Raw genomic sequence first — 14,751 nt, forward strand, 5'->3', positions numbered from 1 at the left:
ACAGACTGTTCAATTTCGACCCAGCAGCATCACCGTTTGTGAGCACAGGTTGTAAACGATGCAAAGCGTTGTGCTCGTACCTTTCTTTGCGTGTTTGATCTGCAGAAGTGCATTTTTAGTCAGTGAAGCGTCCGACACATGATTGGAAAGAAATACGATGACCCGATCGGTGTTTTTGTCGGAGTTTCGGATTTTTTCCAGAATCGTGGCGAACTCTCTCGACGCCCCAATATTGCGAGCATCAACAATATGAAGATTACTGATGGATGCGGGTAAGCGAATATTGTGTTGAACAGTAAGGTTTTGGTTAGTACCGACGCGCGGCGGAGGATCGGGGGCGTTATGGATTTTGCACGAATCCTTGCACAGTGCAGTCGCGTTCTCGCAGGGCACGATATAGCTTGATATTTCAAACGTATCGAGTGTGCCTGGTTCTTGCGCTAACGTGTTTCGTTTGTTGTCATGATCATTGCTGTCCATTGCTTTTAAAAAACTCTCGTCTTTACCGAAGTCGGAAGGCGAATAGAGGGAACGGTAGTTGAAGTTGAGAGTTATAAAAAAAAGAAATAACAAGTAAAACGGAAAGCTGATCAAAAACCACACGTATACGGCCCGGTCCTCATTGTTGAGGAATGGTAAAGAAATAGCGGCCGAGGCCTCGGAGAGTCCAGCGAATATTGCGATGACTGTCATTGGATTATTGATCTTGTTTTTTATCCTTAACATGGTCTTGTTCTTCTGTTTTGGTTTTCTCATTTGATAGGGTCGTTTTGTTTGGTTGTTAGTAAAGTGGTTGATTGGAGTTTGTATTTATAGCAAAAAGTATTTGTCTGGAAGTAAATATCTTGTTTCAGTGTTTATGGACTAGTGGGGCGAGTATTGATCCGGTCCGTACGCTTGTCATGCGGTTGCGATGGGCTTTGGTAGGCTTTTCGGTCTTTGCAGGCGCACGCAGTTACAAAGCAGCAACGCACAGGCTGCGCAGTATCTAAAGCGGTATGTCGTCGGATTTTTAGGAGGACAGTGATTTTTTGTAGGAATTATCCTCAATCATTGTAGGGGATGTCCTTCGATGCGAGTCCATGAAAGGCTTGGCATACTAAGGAGCAAGTGACTGGGCTATTGTGCGTGTTCTAAAAACTCGAACAGCGAAACTGGACTTGCCCATGAATAAAGTGCTGATCGTGGATGACCACCCCGTCATTCGTCTCGCGGTACGTATGCTGATGGAACGTCATGGCTACGAAGTCATTGCAGAAACTGATAATGGTGTAGATGCACTACAACTTGCTCGTGATCAAATGCCGGATATAGTCATTCTGGATATTGGAATACCGAAACTTGATGGGCTTGAGGTTATTGCGCGCCTGACGTCGACAACCATGCCTATTAAAGTCCTGGTATTGACTTCCCAGGCCCCAGGGCACTTTTCGATGCGCTGCATGCAATCAGGGGCGGCGGGTTATGTCTGTAAACAGCAGGATCTCACCGAGTTGTTGAGTGCGATAAAGGCGGTTTTATCCGGATACAGTTACTTTCCCAATCAGGCACTCCACACAGTGCGGACCAGTTTGGGCAACGCCAGTGAAGCCGATATGGTGGATCGCCTTTCCGGTCGCGAAATGATGGTGTTGCAGCAGTTGGCGCGGGGCAAGACGAACAAGGAAATCGCCGATGGCATGTTCCTGAGCAACAAGACCGTGAGCACTTACAAGACCCGCTTGTTGCTGAAACTCAATGCGCGCTCTTTGGTAGATCTGATCGAGTTGGCTCAGCGCAATGGGCTCGTCTGAATCTTTCAGTCGCTGACGGGGTCATGGGCCGATCGAATTCAGTGAGTCGCAGAAAGTAAAAAGCCTCCGGTTCGGGAGGCTTTCAAGGTTCATAGATCAAAATCGTAATCGGCCAACTGCTTTAGCAGTCGGCGCTCCTCAAGCAGGTTGTCGATAGTGCGGCGCTTGCTCAGATTGGTCTTGGCAACTTCAACCGCCGGTTCGGCGTCATCTGCCTCCGTGGTGTCGTCATCCAGCTCCAGTTCCTCTTTGTCAGTACTCATAAATCACTCCCACACTAAGACTGCCTTTGGCGCTCCTTATATCGACATTCCCGCGGCGGGTAAAAAAGATTTTTTCAATCGACCATTCAATAATTCCAATAGCCGGTCAATCGTCCGATGTTTTGTGTTTGTACTCGCACAGGTCTTCAATTCGGCAGCTACCGCACCGCGGCTTGCGGGCCAGGCACACATAGCGCCCATGGAGAATCAGCCAGTGATGAGAGTCGAGCAGAAATTGTCTGGGTACAAACTTCATCAGCTTGTTTTCCACTTCGACCACGTTCTTGCCGGGAGCGATGCCGGTCCGGTTGCTGACGCGGAAGATGTGCGTGTCGACGGCCATGGTCAACTGGCGAAAGGCTGTATTGAGTACCACATTGGCAGTTTTGCGACCGACGCCAGGCAAGGCCTCAAGCTCTTCACGCGTTTGTGGCACTGCACCGCCGTGACGTTCGACCAGCAAGCGGCAGGTCTCGATGACGTTCTTGGCCTTGCTGTTGTAGAGGCCGATGGTCTTGATGTACTCGGACAGCCCTTCGACGCCCAGCGCATGGATCGCTGAAGGCGTGTTGGCGACCGGAAACAGCTTCGCTGTCGCTTTGTTGACACCGACGTCGGTCGATTGCGCTGAAAGAATCACCGCAATCAGCAGTTCGAAAGGCGAGGTATAGGCCAGTTCGGTTTTCGGCTCGGGGTTGTCCTCGTGCAGTCGACGAAAAATCTCAAGACGTTTTGCGGCATTCATGGGCGATGCGTTTCCTTGAAAATAGAGTTCGAACCGGTCCACGCCTGACGAGCTGCGAGCAGCAACCCCAACAAAATCAAAGCGCCGGGAACCAGGGCTGCCAAATGCAGCCCGTCACTGAAAAAGACCAGACCTTGCCAGTGTTCAAACAGGCCTTGCCCGAGGGTTCCCCGGCCCGCGAGTTCTCGTAGCCCGGCAAGTATCAGCATCAAAACGCCAAGTCCGGCGCCGAGTCTGAGGCGCTCGGTCAGCGTCTGGCGGAAAAATCCATGGTGCTCCAGCACCATGCACTGCAGCCCGATCAGGCCAGCGTATAGACCAAACGCCTGGTGCCATGGCAAGAACCAGCGTTGCACGAAGATCTCTGCACAACTGGTCAACGTGGCCGCGAGCAACAAACTCGCCAGCAATGTACTTGCCCTCGAGACGTGCCCTCGCAACGGTGCCATGCAAAAGCCATATGCACCGGCCACAGTGATGAACATCAAAGCGGCTACCAGCGCACCCGCCAGTGAGCTGGTTGTGCCCAGCAGGATTACCAGCGTCAATGAGTGCGACAGGTTTGCCATCCGCTTCATGGTTCGCTCCCCAGCAACGCCGTCCGATGGGCATCGAAGTAGCGCAACGCGTCATGGATCGCGTTGATCGCCGCGCGGGACGTAATCGTCGCCCCGGCTATCTGATCGAATTGGCCTTGATCCTTTTTCAGAGCCCAACCGGTATCCGTCGGCTCATTACTGGATTTGCCGGTGAATGCCCCAAGCCAGGCATTCGGCCAGTCACCCAGATGTCCGCCGAGCGCTGGTGTTTCATTTTGCTTGAGGGGCTTTACACCCAGCAGTCTTCCCTGGGCATCAATGGCGATCAGTAACTCGACAGTACCCGTATAACCTTGGGACTGGCTACGCAGCAACACAGCTACCGGTTGCCCAGCCTGGGTCGCGCGATAGCCACCGGTCAGCGTGCTATGGGGCAAGGCAATATCCGCCAATGGCAGCGGCTGCTCCAGCGGTTGATTGTCGTAACTATTGATTGCGAGCACATCGAGCAGTTTGTCGCTGTCGATCAGGCGTTGCTCGGCGGCAATCTGCGGGGCATTGCTGCGTTGTACCAGATACGTCGTACCGGTGCCGACAATGGTCAGCAGCAGCAGGGTGAGTGTACTCGTCAATCGGTTCATGGCGTCGTCCGTGCTTGCCGGCTCACGGCAAAACGTTCCAGTGCCGGTACGCAGAGATTCATCAGCAATACCGCAAACGCAACACCGTCCGGGTACCCACCCCACGTACGAATCAGATAAGTCAGCAAACCGACGCCAACACCGAAAAGCAGCCGGGCGAGCGCGCTTCTGGCGCCGGACACTGGTTCAGTGATGATGAAAAATGCGCCGAGCATGGTTGCGCCGCTCAGCAGGTGAAACACTGGCGAGCCGTGAGAGTCGGAGCCTGAGCCATTCCAGCACAGCAGACTGACCACCAACAGGCTGGCGAGCATACCGACCGGCGCGTGCCAGCCGAACACTCGCCGTTGCAGCAAAAACAGCCCGCCAACCAGAAACGCCAGATTCGCCCATTCCACGCCATGTCCGCCGAATTGGCCGAAGGCCGGGTTGGCGGCGAAGAGTTCATCGATGGTCAGGCTTTTGTTGATGCGCAGGGTGTCCAGCGCCGTGGCCTGCACCCAGGCATCCGGGGCCTGCCGTGGGTTGAATACCTGCTGGACGGCGTCGAGCAGATTCATTCCGTGAGCAGGCCATTGCGTCATCGGCTGCGAGAACATCACGATCGCCAGGGCAAAACCGAGCATGGCCGGGTTGAACGGATTTTTGCCTACGCCGCCGTACAGGTGTTTGCCAAACAGCAGGCCCGAAGCGATCGCGACCACTGTCAGCCACCAAGGGCAATATGGCGGCAAGGCTGCGGCAAGCAGCGTTGCACTGACCAGCGCGCTGCCGTCGCTCAGGGTGAGCCGCAACGGTTGCCGGCGCAGGCGGGTGATACCGGCCTCGACCACCAACGCAGTACTGGCGGACAGGATCAGATTGATCAACAAGCCCCAACCGTAAAACCAGAACAGCGCCAGCAGCCCCGGCAACGTCGCCAGCAGTACCAGCTTCATCGCCTGTTGCAGGCGATCGTCCGGCGCCTCAAGGGGCGACATGATCTTGCACCTGGCGCTCGGCGTCTTGCAGGCGGGCGCGGGCCTTGTCGAGCATTTCTGTGGGCGTGTCGGCGCGCCGTTCAAGTTTGTTGAGGTCCGCGCGGGCGTAGGCCAATTCGGTTTTCAACTGGCGAAGCTGGCTGTCGATCGGACGTTTTTCGACACGCACCAGGTCAGGCAACGGCTGATCGCTTGTGGCTTCGGCGGCGTGAAGGGCCTGCTCGGCATCGCTTAATGCTCGTTCCAGCGCGGCGATCTGCTCCGGCGCCGCTTCGGCGGTTTGGGCTTTTTTCAGTTCGGCGCGGCGCATGGCCAACTGGATCTTCGCCCGTTTCAGATCGGCGTCTTTGGCAGGGGCAGGCACTGTGGGTGCTGGCGGAGCGCTGCTTTCAACGGCCGCCAAAGCCCGCTCGGCCGCTTCGAATTGCTGCTGCAACACGATTAATTGCGCCTGCTGCTCGAAGGTCGGCGGATGGCCGAAGGCCTTCAGCGATTTGTGCAGTTGCGCACGGCTCATGGCCACATCGATCTTGGCTTTCTTCAGCGCCGCATCCGCAGTCGCCGCTTTCTGTGCACGCACCCGCTCGAGCGCAGCCTGCACCGGATTGCTTGCAGTCACTTCAGGTTGCGCCGCCCGTTTCGCTCGGGTTTCACGCTCAGCCTGTTTCTGTTGTTCTTCGCGTTGAAGACGGTCATTGCGTCGCTCAAAGCGTTGACGTGCGTGATCACGTTTAACGGCGCGAGCGCGTTGCTCGTCGAGATTGAAGGCCAGACCTCCCACCACCGGCAATGTGCCGAGCGGCAGCGGGTGCATTTCAATGCAATCCACCGGGCACGGCGCAACACACAAGTCGCAACCGGTGCATTCGTCAATGATCACCGTGTGCATCAGTTTCGCCGCGCCGACAATCGCGTCGATCGGGCAGGCCTGGATGCACTTGGTGCAGCCGATGCATTCGGCTTCGCGGATGAACGCCACTTGCGGCGGCGCTGCGCCGCGACTGATGTCCAGTTCCAGCACCGGCACTTTCAACAGTTCAGCCAGGGCGGCGATGGTTTCGTCACCGCCCGGCGGGCACTTGTTGATCGGCTCGCCTGCGACGATGCCCTGCGCATACGGCTTGCATCCGGGATGGCCGCATTTGCCGCACTGGGTCTGCGGCAGAAGGGCATCGATGCGTTGAATCAGACTCATGTTTTGATCAGTCCACTGAATCCGAGAAAAATCACTGCGATCAAACCGGCGCTGATCAGATCGATCGGCAAGCCGCGAAAGGGCAGGGGAATATCGTTGTCGGCCGTACGGTCACGCAAATCCAGGAACAGGCTCAGCACCAGCCAGAAACCCAGCCCGGCACCGAGACTCAGCGCTGTCGCCTGCAGCAGGCCCCGATCGTTTTGCGCGTTGATCAGTGCCAGCCCGAGCACACCGGCGTTGCCCAGCAACAATGGCCATAGACCGTCGAACGGCAGACCCGGCAGCCAGCGTGTCAACAGTTTCAGCAGCGGCGCAATCAGCAAGACGCTCAACGGCAGAAACACAAACAGGCGCAGCGCCTCAATTTGCAACGGCACCAACAGCCAATGCCAGATCGCATAACCAGCCACACCGACAACCAGCATCAGACACAACGTCGCCAGCCCCAGCGCATGCACCTGTCGACGACTGCCCGCCAACAGCGGATCGACGCCCAGCGGCCAGTGCAACACGAAGTTGTTGAGCAGCGCAGCACTGACAAGCGTTAGCACGAGTTCGGTCATGGTTCTGCCGGTGAAACGGGTGGGTGTCTCATAAGGTTAGGCATTATCCGGCCAGATATGAAAAATCCCACAGGCATGCCGGGCACGCCTGTGGGATCAATTGACCGCCAGCTGTTACTTGATGCGCTGACCCGGCTTGGCGCCGCTGTCCGGGCTCAGCAGGTAGATTTCTTCACCTCCAGGACCGGCCGCCATCACCATGCCTTCGGAGATACCAAACTTCATTTTCCGTGGCTTGAGGTTGGCGATCATCATGGTCAGGCGACCATCGAGCTTGGACGGATCCGGGTAGGCGCTCTTGATGCCCGAGAACACGTTGCGTTGCTCGTCACCGATATCCAGTGTCAGGCGCAGCAGCTTGTCAGCACCTTCGACATGTTCGGCCTTGACGATCAGCGCGACGCGCAGGTCGATTGCGGCAAAGGCGTCGAAGTCGATTTCCGGCGACAGCGGATCCTTGGCCAGTTCGCCATTGCCGGCCGGAGCAGCGGCACCGGTGTCGGTCTGGCTGGCGGTGAGGTCTTCTTTCGAGGCGTCGCTCATGGCTTGCACTTTTACCGGGTCGATGCGGGTCATCAACGGCTTGAATTCGTTCAACTGGTGGTTGGCCAGCAGCGTGGTGTGGTCGTTCCAGGTCAGCGGGGCGACGTTGAGGAACGCCTCGGCATCGGCGGCCAGCAGCGGCAGCACCGGTTTGAGGAAGATCACCAGTTGGCGGAACAGGTTGATGGCGGTGGCGCAGATCGCCTGGACTTCATCCTGCTTGCCTTCCTGCTTGTTCAACGACCATGGCGCCTTGTCGGCGATCCAGGCGTTGGCGCGGTCGGCGAGGGCCATGGTTTCACGCATGGCGCGGGCGAAGTCGCGGGCTTCATAGGCGTCGGCAATGCTTGGCGCGGCGGCGATGAACGCCTCGGTCAGCTCTGGCGCGGCATTGGTGTCGACCAGCAGGCCGGCGTTGCCTTTTTGAATGAAACCGGCGCAACGGCTGGCGATGTTGACCACTTTGCCGACCAGGTCGGAGTTGACCTTCTGCACGAAGTCTTCGAGGTTCAGGTCGAGGTCATCAACGCCACGACCGAGTTTGGCCGCGTAGTAGTAGCGCAGGTATTCCGGCGACAGGTGATCCAGATACGTACGCGCCTTGATGAATGTGCCGCGCGACTTGGACATCTTCTGGCCGTTGACGGTCAGGTAGCCGTGCACGTTGATGCCGGTCGGCTTGCGGTAGCCCGCGCCTTCGAGCATCGCTGGCCAGAACAGCGCGTGGAAGTTGACGATGTCCTTGCCGATGAAGTGGTACAGCTCGGCGGTGGAGTCCTTGCCCCAGAACGCGTCGAAGTCCAGCTCCGGCGTACGGTCGCAGAGGTTCTTGAAGCTGGCCATGTAGCCGATCGGCGCATCCAGCCACACGTAGAAATACTTGCCCGGCTCGCCCGGAATCTCGAAACCGAAGTACGGCGCATCGCGGGAGATGTCCCACTGCTGCAGGCCGGCGTCCAGCCATTCGGCGATCTTGTTGGCGACGGCGTCTTGCAGGGTGCCGCTGCGGGTCCAGGTCTGCAGCATTTGCTGAAAGTCTGGCAGTTTGAAGAAGAAGTGCTGGGAATCCTTGAGCACCGGGGTGGCGCCGGAGATGGCCGACTTCGGATCCTTCAGATCGGTCGGTGCGTAGGTCGCGCCGCATTTTTCGCAGTTGTCGCCGTACTGGTCTTCAGTGCCACATTTCGGGCAGGTGCCCTTGATGAAGCGGTCGGCCAGGAACATTTTCTTTTCCGGGTCGAAATACTGGGTGATCGAACGTTGGGCGATGTGCCCGGCGTCACGCAGCTTGATGTAGATCTGGCTCGACAGCTCACGGTTTTCTTCGGCGTGAGTGGAGTGGAAGTTGTCGAAATCGACCAGGAACTCGGCAAAGTCGGCGCTGTGTTCAGCCTGCACATTGGCGATCAGTTGTTCCGGGGTGATGCCTTCCTTTTCCGCGCGCAGCATGATCGCCGAACCGTGGGCGTCGTCGGCGCAGACGTAAATGCATTGATTGCCGCGATGCTTCTGGAAGCGCACCCACATATCGGTCTGGATGTATTCCAGCATATGGCCAAGGTGAATCGAACCGTTGGCGTAGGGCAGGGCGCTGGTGACGAGGATCTTGCGTGGTTCGGACATGTGGGGCTTCGCTACTTGATGAAACGGAGGTCGGCCACTATAAAGCGCCGGGCAAGATATTTCACCTCTGCAAATCGTTGCCAGGCATGCCGTCCGGAGGATAGAAGGGGTAGGATACCCGCCATCTTTTCCCAGTCTTGTTATCGGAGTTGCCCATGAGTGCCGTCACTCGCGCAGCGGTGGAAGCCGTCCTCAGCCAATACACCGACCCTTACCTGAACCAGGATCCGGTCAGCGCCGGTTGCGTGAAGAACATCGAGATCGTCGGTGATCGCGTCAACGTGCAGCTGGAAATCGGTTACGCCGCCGGTCTGTTCAAGAGCGGCTGGGCGCAACTGCTGCAACTGGCCATCGAAAACCTCGATGGCGTGACCGCGGCGAAAGTCGAGATCAACACCGTGATCGCCGCACACAAGGCGCAGGCGCAGATTCCGGGGCTGGCCAACGTCAAGAACGTGGTCGCCGTGGCGTCGGGCAAGGGCGGTGTGGGCAAGTCGACCACCGCCGCCAACCTCGCTCTGGCCCTGGCCCGTGAAGGCGCCAAGGTCGGTATTCTCGACGCCGATATCTACGGCCCGAGCCAAGGCATCATGTTCGGCATCCCCGAGCGCACCCGCCCGGAGGTCAAGGATCAGAAGTGGTTCGTGCCGCTCAAGGCGCACGGCGTAGAAGTCATGTCGATGGCGTTCCTGACCGACGACAACACGCCGATGGTCTGGCGCGGGCCGATGGTCTCGGGCGCCTTGCTGCAACTGGTCACGCAAACCGCGTGGGGCGATCTCGATTATCTGGTGATCGACATGCCGCCAGGCACTGGCGATATCCAGCTGACCCTGGCGCAGAAAGTCCCGGTGGCCGGCGCGGTGATCGTCACCACGCCACAGGATCTCGCATTGCTCGACGCGCGCAAAGGCGTGGAAATGTTCCGCAAGGTCAACATTCCGGTGTTGGGCGTGGTGGAAAACATGGCCGTGCACATCTGCTCGAACTGCGGGCATGCCGAGCATCTGTTCGGTGAGGGCGGTGGTGAGAAACTCGCGACCCAATACGGCGTAGAGCTGCTGGCTTCGCTGCCGCTGTCGATGCTGATCCGCGAGCAGGCCGATGGCGGCAAGCCAACGGTGATCGCCGAGCCTGACAGCCAGATTGCCATGGTCTATCAGGAACTGGCCCGTCACGTCGGCGCACGGATCGTGTTGCAGGAAGCCGCTACCCCGGCGATGCCTAACATCACCATCAGCGACGATTGATCAATCAGCAATACCGATAACCCTGTAGGAGTGAGCCTGCTCGCGATAACGGTCGATCATTCAACTCATTTGTTGAATGTTAATCCGCTATCGCGAGCAGGCTCACTCCTACATTTGTTTTGTGTTGGCAGTCAGATGCGCAACCCGCCATCCATCTCCAGAATCCGCCCGGTGTAGTAGTCGTTTTCGAAGATATACGCCGCCGAATGCGCAATCTCTTCCGGCTTGCCCATGCGCTTGAGCGGAATCCCCGAAGTCATCTTCTCCAGCGCTTCCGGCTTCATGCCCAGAGTCATCTCGGTTTCGATGAAACCCGGTGCAATTCCCGCTACACGAATACCATAACGCGCCAGTTCCTTGGCCCAAGTCACGGTGGCTGCGGCAACACCGGCCTTGGCCGCCGAATAGTTGGTCTGGCCAACGTTGCCCGCCCGCGAGATCGACGAGATGTTGATGATCGCCCCAGTGTTCTTCAGCTCGACCATTTTCGCCGCCACTTCACGGGTGCAGAGGAAGACGCCGGTCAGGTTGACGTCGATGACAGCCTGCCACTGTGCCAGGCTCATCTTGGTCATTTCGCCGTCCTTGATCTTGAGCAGCAGGCCATCACGGAGGATCCCGGCGTTGTTGATCAGGCCATGAATGGCACCGAAATCGGCGGCGACCTGAGCGACCATGTGCTCGACCTGCTCTTCATTGGCGACGTTGCACAGATAGCTGCGCGCCTCGACGCCCTTGGCCTTGCAAGCCGCGACCGCGTCGTCGAGCTTTTCCTGATTGAGGTCGACGAGGGCGAGCTTCGCGCCTTTGCCGGCGAAATACTCGGCCATCGAGCGGCCCAAACCCTGGCAACCGCCAGTGATAATGATTACTTTGTCGTTGAGTTGCATTCGCATGCCCCGATAGCAGGTCTGAGTAGTTTTTGTTTTCAGCGACTCCCGATCTGCACCGGCCGTGGCTGGGTTGCACATGAGAATTGCCCGCCGGCTGACCGGGACTTGATCCCCGGCGCCTGTCCGTTTTTTCGACGGATTCTATTTAAGGAGTCATAAATTGAGCGTTGAAGTGGCGAAGAATGCCCGAGAATTGCTTCTCAAGGAATACCGCGGAGTGCTGTCGACCCACTCCAAATCGATGCCCGGTTTTCCCTTTGGCTCCGTGGTGCCGTACTGCCTCGACGAGCAGGGCCGGCCGCTGATCCTGATCAGCCGCATCGCCCAGCACACCCACAACCTGCAAAAAGATCCGAAATGCTCGATGTTGGTGGGGGAGCGCGAAGCCGATGACGTGCAAGCCGTTGGTCGCCTGACCTATCTGGCGCAAGCGCAAAAGCTTGAAGACGCGGCAGTCATCGACGCCGCTGCCGAGCGCTACTACCGTTATTTCCCGGATTCGCAGAACTACCACAAGGCCCACGATTTCGATTTCTGGGTGCTGACCCCGGTGCGTCACCGCTACATCGGCGGTTTCGGCGCGATCCACTGGGTCGATCAACTGACCCTGGCCAACCCGTTCGCCGGCGAGGCTGAAATCAGCATGGTCGAGCACATGAACAGTGACCACGCCAAAGCCATCGCGCACTACGTCGATCTCGCCGGTCTGCCGAAAAACGTACCTGCGCAACTGGCCGGGATCGATACTGAGGGCATGCACCTGCGCATCGGTCAGGCGCTGTACTGGTTGCCGTTTCAAGCCCCTTGTCATACGCCGACACAAGTGCGCGAAGCCTTGGTTTCATTGGCTCACGCACAGGTCTGGCCAAAAAATGCAGTGGTCGACGCTTGAATTCACGAAAGGGCGACGTCATCTAAGGCTTACTGCAAGGCATTTCTTGCGTTGAGGAAACTTTGATGCGCCCTTTTCTGTTGCTCTTTCTGCTGTTTCCAGTGCTGGAGCTGTTCGTATTCGTCAAAGTGGCAGGTTCCATCGGGTTTTTCCCGGCCCTGCTGCTGATCATTCTCGGCTCGATGTTCGGCGTGTTCGTGCTGCGCGTCGCCGGTCTGGCCACGGCACTGCGTGCCCGTGAAAGCCTGAACCGCGGCGAATTGCCCGCGCAAACCATGCTCGAAGGGCTGATGCTGGCTCTGGCCGGTGGCCTGCTGATTCTGCCGGGCTTTATCAGCGACGTGGTCGGTCTGGTCATGCTGCTGCCGTTCAGTCGTCGACTGCTGGCGAACAAAATGCGCCAGCGCGCCGAAGAACAGGCCATGCGCCAGCGTGCGTTCGCCGATGACCTGCAACCCCGTGGCGGTCCTGCGCCGCGTCAGCCTCTGGGCCGCGAGGGTGATGTGATCGAAGGCGAGTTCGAACACCGCGACACCAAGTAACTGCACTGTCTGCACGGCACCTTCGGGTGCCGTGTTCATTTTCGGGGTGCTGAAGTGAAAAATTTTCTGCCCGCGCCCTTGTAATAAGCTTATGCGCCCTTATGTATCGGTCACCGAAAGGTTTCTGGCATTTGAGCCAGTCAGACTTCCGCGGCTCGCTTGACGATCCGCAACCGGCGCAGGCCGGATTTGTTAAACCCGCCGGGACTACACCGGCCGATGAAAACCACAATTAGGAGAGATCGACAATGAAGCTTCGTCCTCTGCATGACCGCGTCGTAATCCGTCGCAGCGAAGAAGAAAAGAAAACCGCTGGCGGTATCGTCCTGCCAGGTTCGGCTGCTGAAAAAGCCAACCACGGTGTGATTCTCGCTGTAGGCCCGGGCAAAGCTCTGGAAAACGGCGAAGTGCGCGCACTGTCCGTTAAAGAAGGCGACAAGGTTGTGTTCGGTCCTTACTCCGGCAGCAACACTGTGAAAGTCGACGGCGAAGACCTGCTGGTAATGAGCGAGAACGAAATCCTCGCTGTTATCGAAGGCTGATTCCCCCGTTCATTTTCCCGCTACTACAAAGTATTTAAGGAATATCGATCATGGCTGCTAAAGAAGTTCTGTTTGGCGATTCCGCCCGTAAAAAAATGCTCAAGGGCGTCAACGTCCTGGCTGACGCAGTAAAAGCGACCCTGGGCCCGAAAGGCCGTAACGTGATCATCGAGAAGAGCTTCGGCGCTCCGACCATCACCAAGGACGGCGTTTCCGTCGCCAAAGAAATCGAACTCGAAGACCGTTTCGAAAACATGGGCGCGCAGCTGGTCAAAGACGTTGCCTCCCGTGCCAACGATGACGCTGGTGACGGTACTACTACCGCTACCGTTCTGGCTCAGTCGATCGTCAACGAAGGCCTGAAAGCCGTCGCTGCCGGCATGAACCCGATGGACCTGAAGCGCGGTATCGACAAAGCGACCATCGCTATCGTCAAAGAGCTGAAGAACCTGTCCAAGCCATGCGCTGACACCAAGGCCATCGCTCAGGTCGGCACCATCTCGGCCAACTCCGACAACTCCATCGGCGACATCATTGCCGAAGCCATGGAAAAAGTCGGCAAAGAAGGCGTGATCACCGTTGAAGAAGGCACTGGCCTGGAAAACGAACTGTCGGTTGTTGAAGGCATGCAGTTCGACCGTGGCTACCTGTCTCCGTACTTCGTCAACAAGCCAGAGACCATGGTTGCCGAGCTGGACAGCCCGCTGATCCTGCTGGTCGACAAAAAGATCTCGAACATCCGCGAAATGCTGCCAGTGCTGGAAGCCGTTGCCAAAGCCGGCCGTCCACTGCTGATCGTTTCCGAAGACGTTGAAGGCGAAGCCCTGGCGACTCTGGTCGTGAACAACATGCGTGGCATCGTTAAAGTCGCAGCCGTCAAGGCACCAGGCTTCGGCGACCGTCGCAAGGCCATGCTGCAGGACATCGCTGTTCTGACCGGCGGTACCGTTATCTCCGAAGAGATCGGCCTGAGCCTGGAAGCCGCTACCCTGGAAAACCTGGGCAGCGCCAAGCGTGTGACCATCTCCAAGGAAAACACCATCATCGTTGACGGTGCCGGTGCAGAATCCGACATCCAGGCGCGCATCACTCAGATCCGTGCTCAGGTTGCCGAGACTTCGTCCGACTACGACCGTGAAAAACTGCAAGAGCGTCTGGCCAAGCTGTCCGGCGGCGTTGCAGTGATCAAGGTTGGCGCTGGTTCCGAAGTAGAAATGAAAGAGAAGAAAGCCCGCGTTGAAGACGCCCTGCACGCAACTCGCGCAGCCGTTGAAGAAGGCGTGGTACCTGGCGGTGGCGTTGCGCTGATTCGCGCTCTGCAAACCCTGGTTGACCTGAAAGGCGACAACGCTGATCAGGACGTCGGTATCGCAGTTCTGCGTCGCGCTGTTGAAGCGCCGCTGCGTCAGATCGCTGCCAACAGCGGCGACGAGCCAAGCGTTGTGGTCAACGAAGTCAAGAACGGCAAAGGTAACTTCGGTTACAACGCTGCGACTGGCGAATACGGCGACATGATCGAAATGGGCATCCTGGACCCAACCAAGGTAACCCGTTCCGCTCTGCAAGCGGCCTCGTCGATCGGCGGTCTGATCCTGACCACCGAAGCAGCTGTAGCTGACGCGCCGAAGAAAGACGGCGGCGCTGGCGGCGGTATGCCAGACATGGGCGGCATGGGTGGCATGGGCGGCATGATGTAAGCCAGCCTTGTCCCTGTAACGCAAAACCCCGCTGGCGAAAGTCAGCG

Annotated in this window: 16 protein-coding genes; 6 read left to right on the top strand and 10 right to left on the bottom strand. The window is 57.8% G+C overall.

The genetic code is table 11. The features are described from left to right. Positions 1-9 precede the first annotated feature (9 nt). Positions 10-726, bottom strand: a complete 717-nt coding sequence (locus tag GTU76_RS20485; protein ID WP_180699465.1) for a hypothetical protein — start codon at positions 724-726, stop codon at positions 10-12. A gap of 440 nt (positions 727-1,166) precedes the next feature. On the opposite strand from GTU76_RS20485, the gene GTU76_RS20490 reads away from it, so the two are divergent. Beyond that, positions 1,167-1,793: a response regulator transcription factor gene (locus GTU76_RS20490; RefSeq protein WP_016986658.1), complete on the top strand. Its 627-nt coding sequence runs from the start codon at positions 1,167-1,169 to the stop codon at positions 1,791-1,793. Positions 1,794-1,882: 89 nt separating this feature from the next. Here the strand turns inward: GTU76_RS20490 and GTU76_RS20495 are convergent, their stop codons facing one another. The 8 genes from GTU76_RS20495 to metG all read right to left on the bottom strand — a co-directional run bounded on the left by GTU76_RS20495 (position 1,883) and on the right by metG (position 8,888). Further along, a complete protein-coding gene (locus GTU76_RS20495) occupies positions 1,883-2,056 on the bottom strand; it encodes a PA3496 family putative envelope integrity protein (RefSeq protein WP_175553325.1) in 174 nt (57 codons plus the stop codon). A 106-nt stretch (positions 2,057-2,162) separates the two neighbouring features. Further along, entirely contained in the window at positions 2,163-2,801 is a 639-nt protein-coding gene (gene nth / locus GTU76_RS20500; RefSeq protein WP_016986660.1) for an endonuclease III, read from the bottom strand. After that, complete coding sequence (locus GTU76_RS20505; protein ID WP_180699445.1) at positions 2,798-3,379, bottom strand: Rnf-Nqr domain containing protein; 582 nt, start codon at positions 3,377-3,379, stop codon at positions 2,798-2,800. Before GTU76_RS20505 ends, nth begins: the two co-directional genes overlap by 4 nt. After that, positions 3,376-3,981: an RnfABCDGE type electron transport complex subunit G gene (locus GTU76_RS20510; protein WP_180699446.1), complete on the bottom strand. Its 606-nt coding sequence runs from the start codon at positions 3,979-3,981 to the stop codon at positions 3,376-3,378. The genes GTU76_RS20505 and GTU76_RS20510 overlap by 4 nt, the downstream gene beginning before the upstream one ends. Further along, complete coding sequence (locus GTU76_RS20515; protein WP_016986663.1) at positions 3,978-4,961, bottom strand: RnfABCDGE type electron transport complex subunit D; 984 nt, start codon at positions 4,959-4,961, stop codon at positions 3,978-3,980. Before GTU76_RS20515 ends, GTU76_RS20510 begins: the two co-directional genes overlap by 4 nt. Beyond that, positions 4,948-6,156 carry an electron transport complex subunit RsxB gene (gene rsxB / locus GTU76_RS20520; RefSeq protein ID WP_016986664.1) on the bottom strand — a complete coding sequence of 403 codons (1,209 nt, stop codon included), beginning with the start codon at positions 6,154-6,156 and terminating at the stop codon, positions 4,948-4,950. The genes GTU76_RS20515 and rsxB overlap by 14 nt, the downstream gene beginning before the upstream one ends. After that, positions 6,153-6,722 (bottom strand): electron transport complex protein RnfA, encoded by a 570-nt coding sequence (locus tag GTU76_RS20525; RefSeq protein ID WP_180699447.1) that lies wholly within the window; start codon positions 6,720-6,722, stop codon positions 6,153-6,155. The genes rsxB and GTU76_RS20525 overlap by 4 nt, the downstream gene beginning before the upstream one ends. 114 nt (positions 6,723-6,836) lie before the next feature. After that, positions 6,837-8,888, bottom strand: coding sequence for a methionine--tRNA ligase (gene metG, locus GTU76_RS20530; protein WP_180699448.1), 2,052 nt, complete (start codon positions 8,886-8,888; stop codon positions 6,837-6,839). Between the two features lie 155 nt (positions 8,889-9,043). On the opposite strand from metG, the gene apbC reads away from it, so the two are divergent. Further along, positions 9,044-10,138 carry an iron-sulfur cluster carrier protein ApbC gene (gene apbC / locus GTU76_RS20535; RefSeq protein WP_180699449.1) on the top strand — a complete coding sequence of 365 codons (1,095 nt, stop codon included), beginning with the start codon at positions 9,044-9,046 and terminating at the stop codon, positions 10,136-10,138. Between the two features lie 131 nt (positions 10,139-10,269). On the opposite strand, the gene GTU76_RS20540 is transcribed toward apbC, so the two are convergent. Next, positions 10,270-11,028, bottom strand: coding sequence for an SDR family oxidoreductase (locus GTU76_RS20540; RefSeq protein WP_180699450.1), 759 nt, complete (start codon positions 11,026-11,028; stop codon positions 10,270-10,272). Between the two features lie 163 nt (positions 11,029-11,191). Between GTU76_RS20540 and GTU76_RS20545 the strand changes: the two genes are divergently transcribed. The 4 genes from GTU76_RS20545 (at position 11,192) to groL (ending at position 14,704) form a co-directional block, all read left to right on the top strand. Continuing rightward, the gene (locus tag GTU76_RS20545; protein ID WP_180699451.1) at positions 11,192-11,923 is read left to right on the top strand and encodes a HugZ family pyridoxamine 5'-phosphate oxidase; all 732 of its coding nucleotides are present in this window, start codon (positions 11,192-11,194) and stop codon (positions 11,921-11,923) included. A 65-nt stretch (positions 11,924-11,988) separates the two neighbouring features. Continuing rightward, positions 11,989-12,465 (top strand): FxsA family protein, encoded by a 477-nt coding sequence (locus tag GTU76_RS20550; RefSeq protein WP_016986669.1) that lies wholly within the window; start codon positions 11,989-11,991, stop codon positions 12,463-12,465. A 248-nt stretch (positions 12,466-12,713) separates the two neighbouring features. Continuing rightward, positions 12,714-13,007 (top strand): co-chaperone GroES, encoded by a 294-nt coding sequence (locus GTU76_RS20555; RefSeq protein WP_007916610.1) that lies wholly within the window; start codon positions 12,714-12,716, stop codon positions 13,005-13,007. Positions 13,008-13,057: 50 nt separating this feature from the next. After that, positions 13,058-14,704, top strand: a complete 1,647-nt coding sequence (groL, locus tag GTU76_RS20560) for a chaperonin GroEL (protein WP_175553332.1) — start codon at positions 13,058-13,060, stop codon at positions 14,702-14,704. Positions 14,705-14,751: the final 47 nt, after the last annotated feature.

The organism is Pseudomonas crudilactis (genome assembly GCF_013433315.1).
In the GTDB taxonomy this organism is placed as follows: domain Bacteria; phylum Pseudomonadota; class Gammaproteobacteria; order Pseudomonadales; family Pseudomonadaceae; genus Aquipseudomonas; species Aquipseudomonas crudilactis.

Bases quoted from the DNA above. Each gene is read 5' to 3' on its own strand.
- GTU76_RS20485 (WP_180699465.1), bottom strand. From the start codon at position 726: ATGTTAAGGATAAAAAACAAGATCAATAATCCAATGACAGTCATCGCA.
- GTU76_RS20490 (WP_016986658.1), top strand. From the start codon at position 1,167: ATGAATAAAGTGCTGATCGTGGATGACCACCCCGTCATTCGTCTCGCG.
- GTU76_RS20495 (WP_175553325.1), bottom strand. From the start codon at position 2,056: ATGAGTACTGACAAAGAGGAACTGGAGCTGGATGACGACACCACGGAG.
- nth (WP_016986660.1), bottom strand. From the start codon at position 2,801: ATGAATGCCGCAAAACGTCTTGAGATTTTTCGTCGACTGCACGAGGAC.
- GTU76_RS20505 (WP_180699445.1), bottom strand. From the start codon at position 3,379: ATGAAGCGGATGGCAAACCTGTCGCACTCATTGACGCTGGTAATCCTG.
- GTU76_RS20510 (WP_180699446.1), bottom strand. From the start codon at position 3,981: ATGAACCGATTGACGAGTACACTCACCCTGCTGCTGCTGACCATTGTC.
- GTU76_RS20515 (WP_016986663.1), bottom strand. From the start codon at position 4,961: ATGTCGCCCCTTGAGGCGCCGGACGATCGCCTGCAACAGGCGATGAAG.
- rsxB (WP_016986664.1), bottom strand. From the start codon at position 6,156: ATGAGTCTGATTCAACGCATCGATGCCCTTCTGCCGCAGACCCAGTGC.
- GTU76_RS20525 (WP_180699447.1), bottom strand. From the start codon at position 6,722: ATGACCGAACTCGTGCTAACGCTTGTCAGTGCTGCGCTGCTCAACAAC.
- metG (WP_180699448.1), bottom strand. From the start codon at position 8,888: ATGTCCGAACCACGCAAGATCCTCGTCACCAGCGCCCTGCCCTACGCC.
- apbC (WP_180699449.1), top strand. From the start codon at position 9,044: ATGAGTGCCGTCACTCGCGCAGCGGTGGAAGCCGTCCTCAGCCAATAC.
- GTU76_RS20540 (WP_180699450.1), bottom strand. From the start codon at position 11,028: ATGCAACTCAACGACAAAGTAATCATTATCACTGGCGGTTGCCAGGGT.
- GTU76_RS20550 (WP_016986669.1), top strand. From the start codon at position 11,989: ATGCGCCCTTTTCTGTTGCTCTTTCTGCTGTTTCCAGTGCTGGAGCTG.
- GTU76_RS20555 (WP_007916610.1), top strand. From the start codon at position 12,714: ATGAAGCTTCGTCCTCTGCATGACCGCGTCGTAATCCGTCGCAGCGAA.
- groL (WP_175553332.1), top strand. From the start codon at position 13,058: ATGGCTGCTAAAGAAGTTCTGTTTGGCGATTCCGCCCGTAAAAAAATG.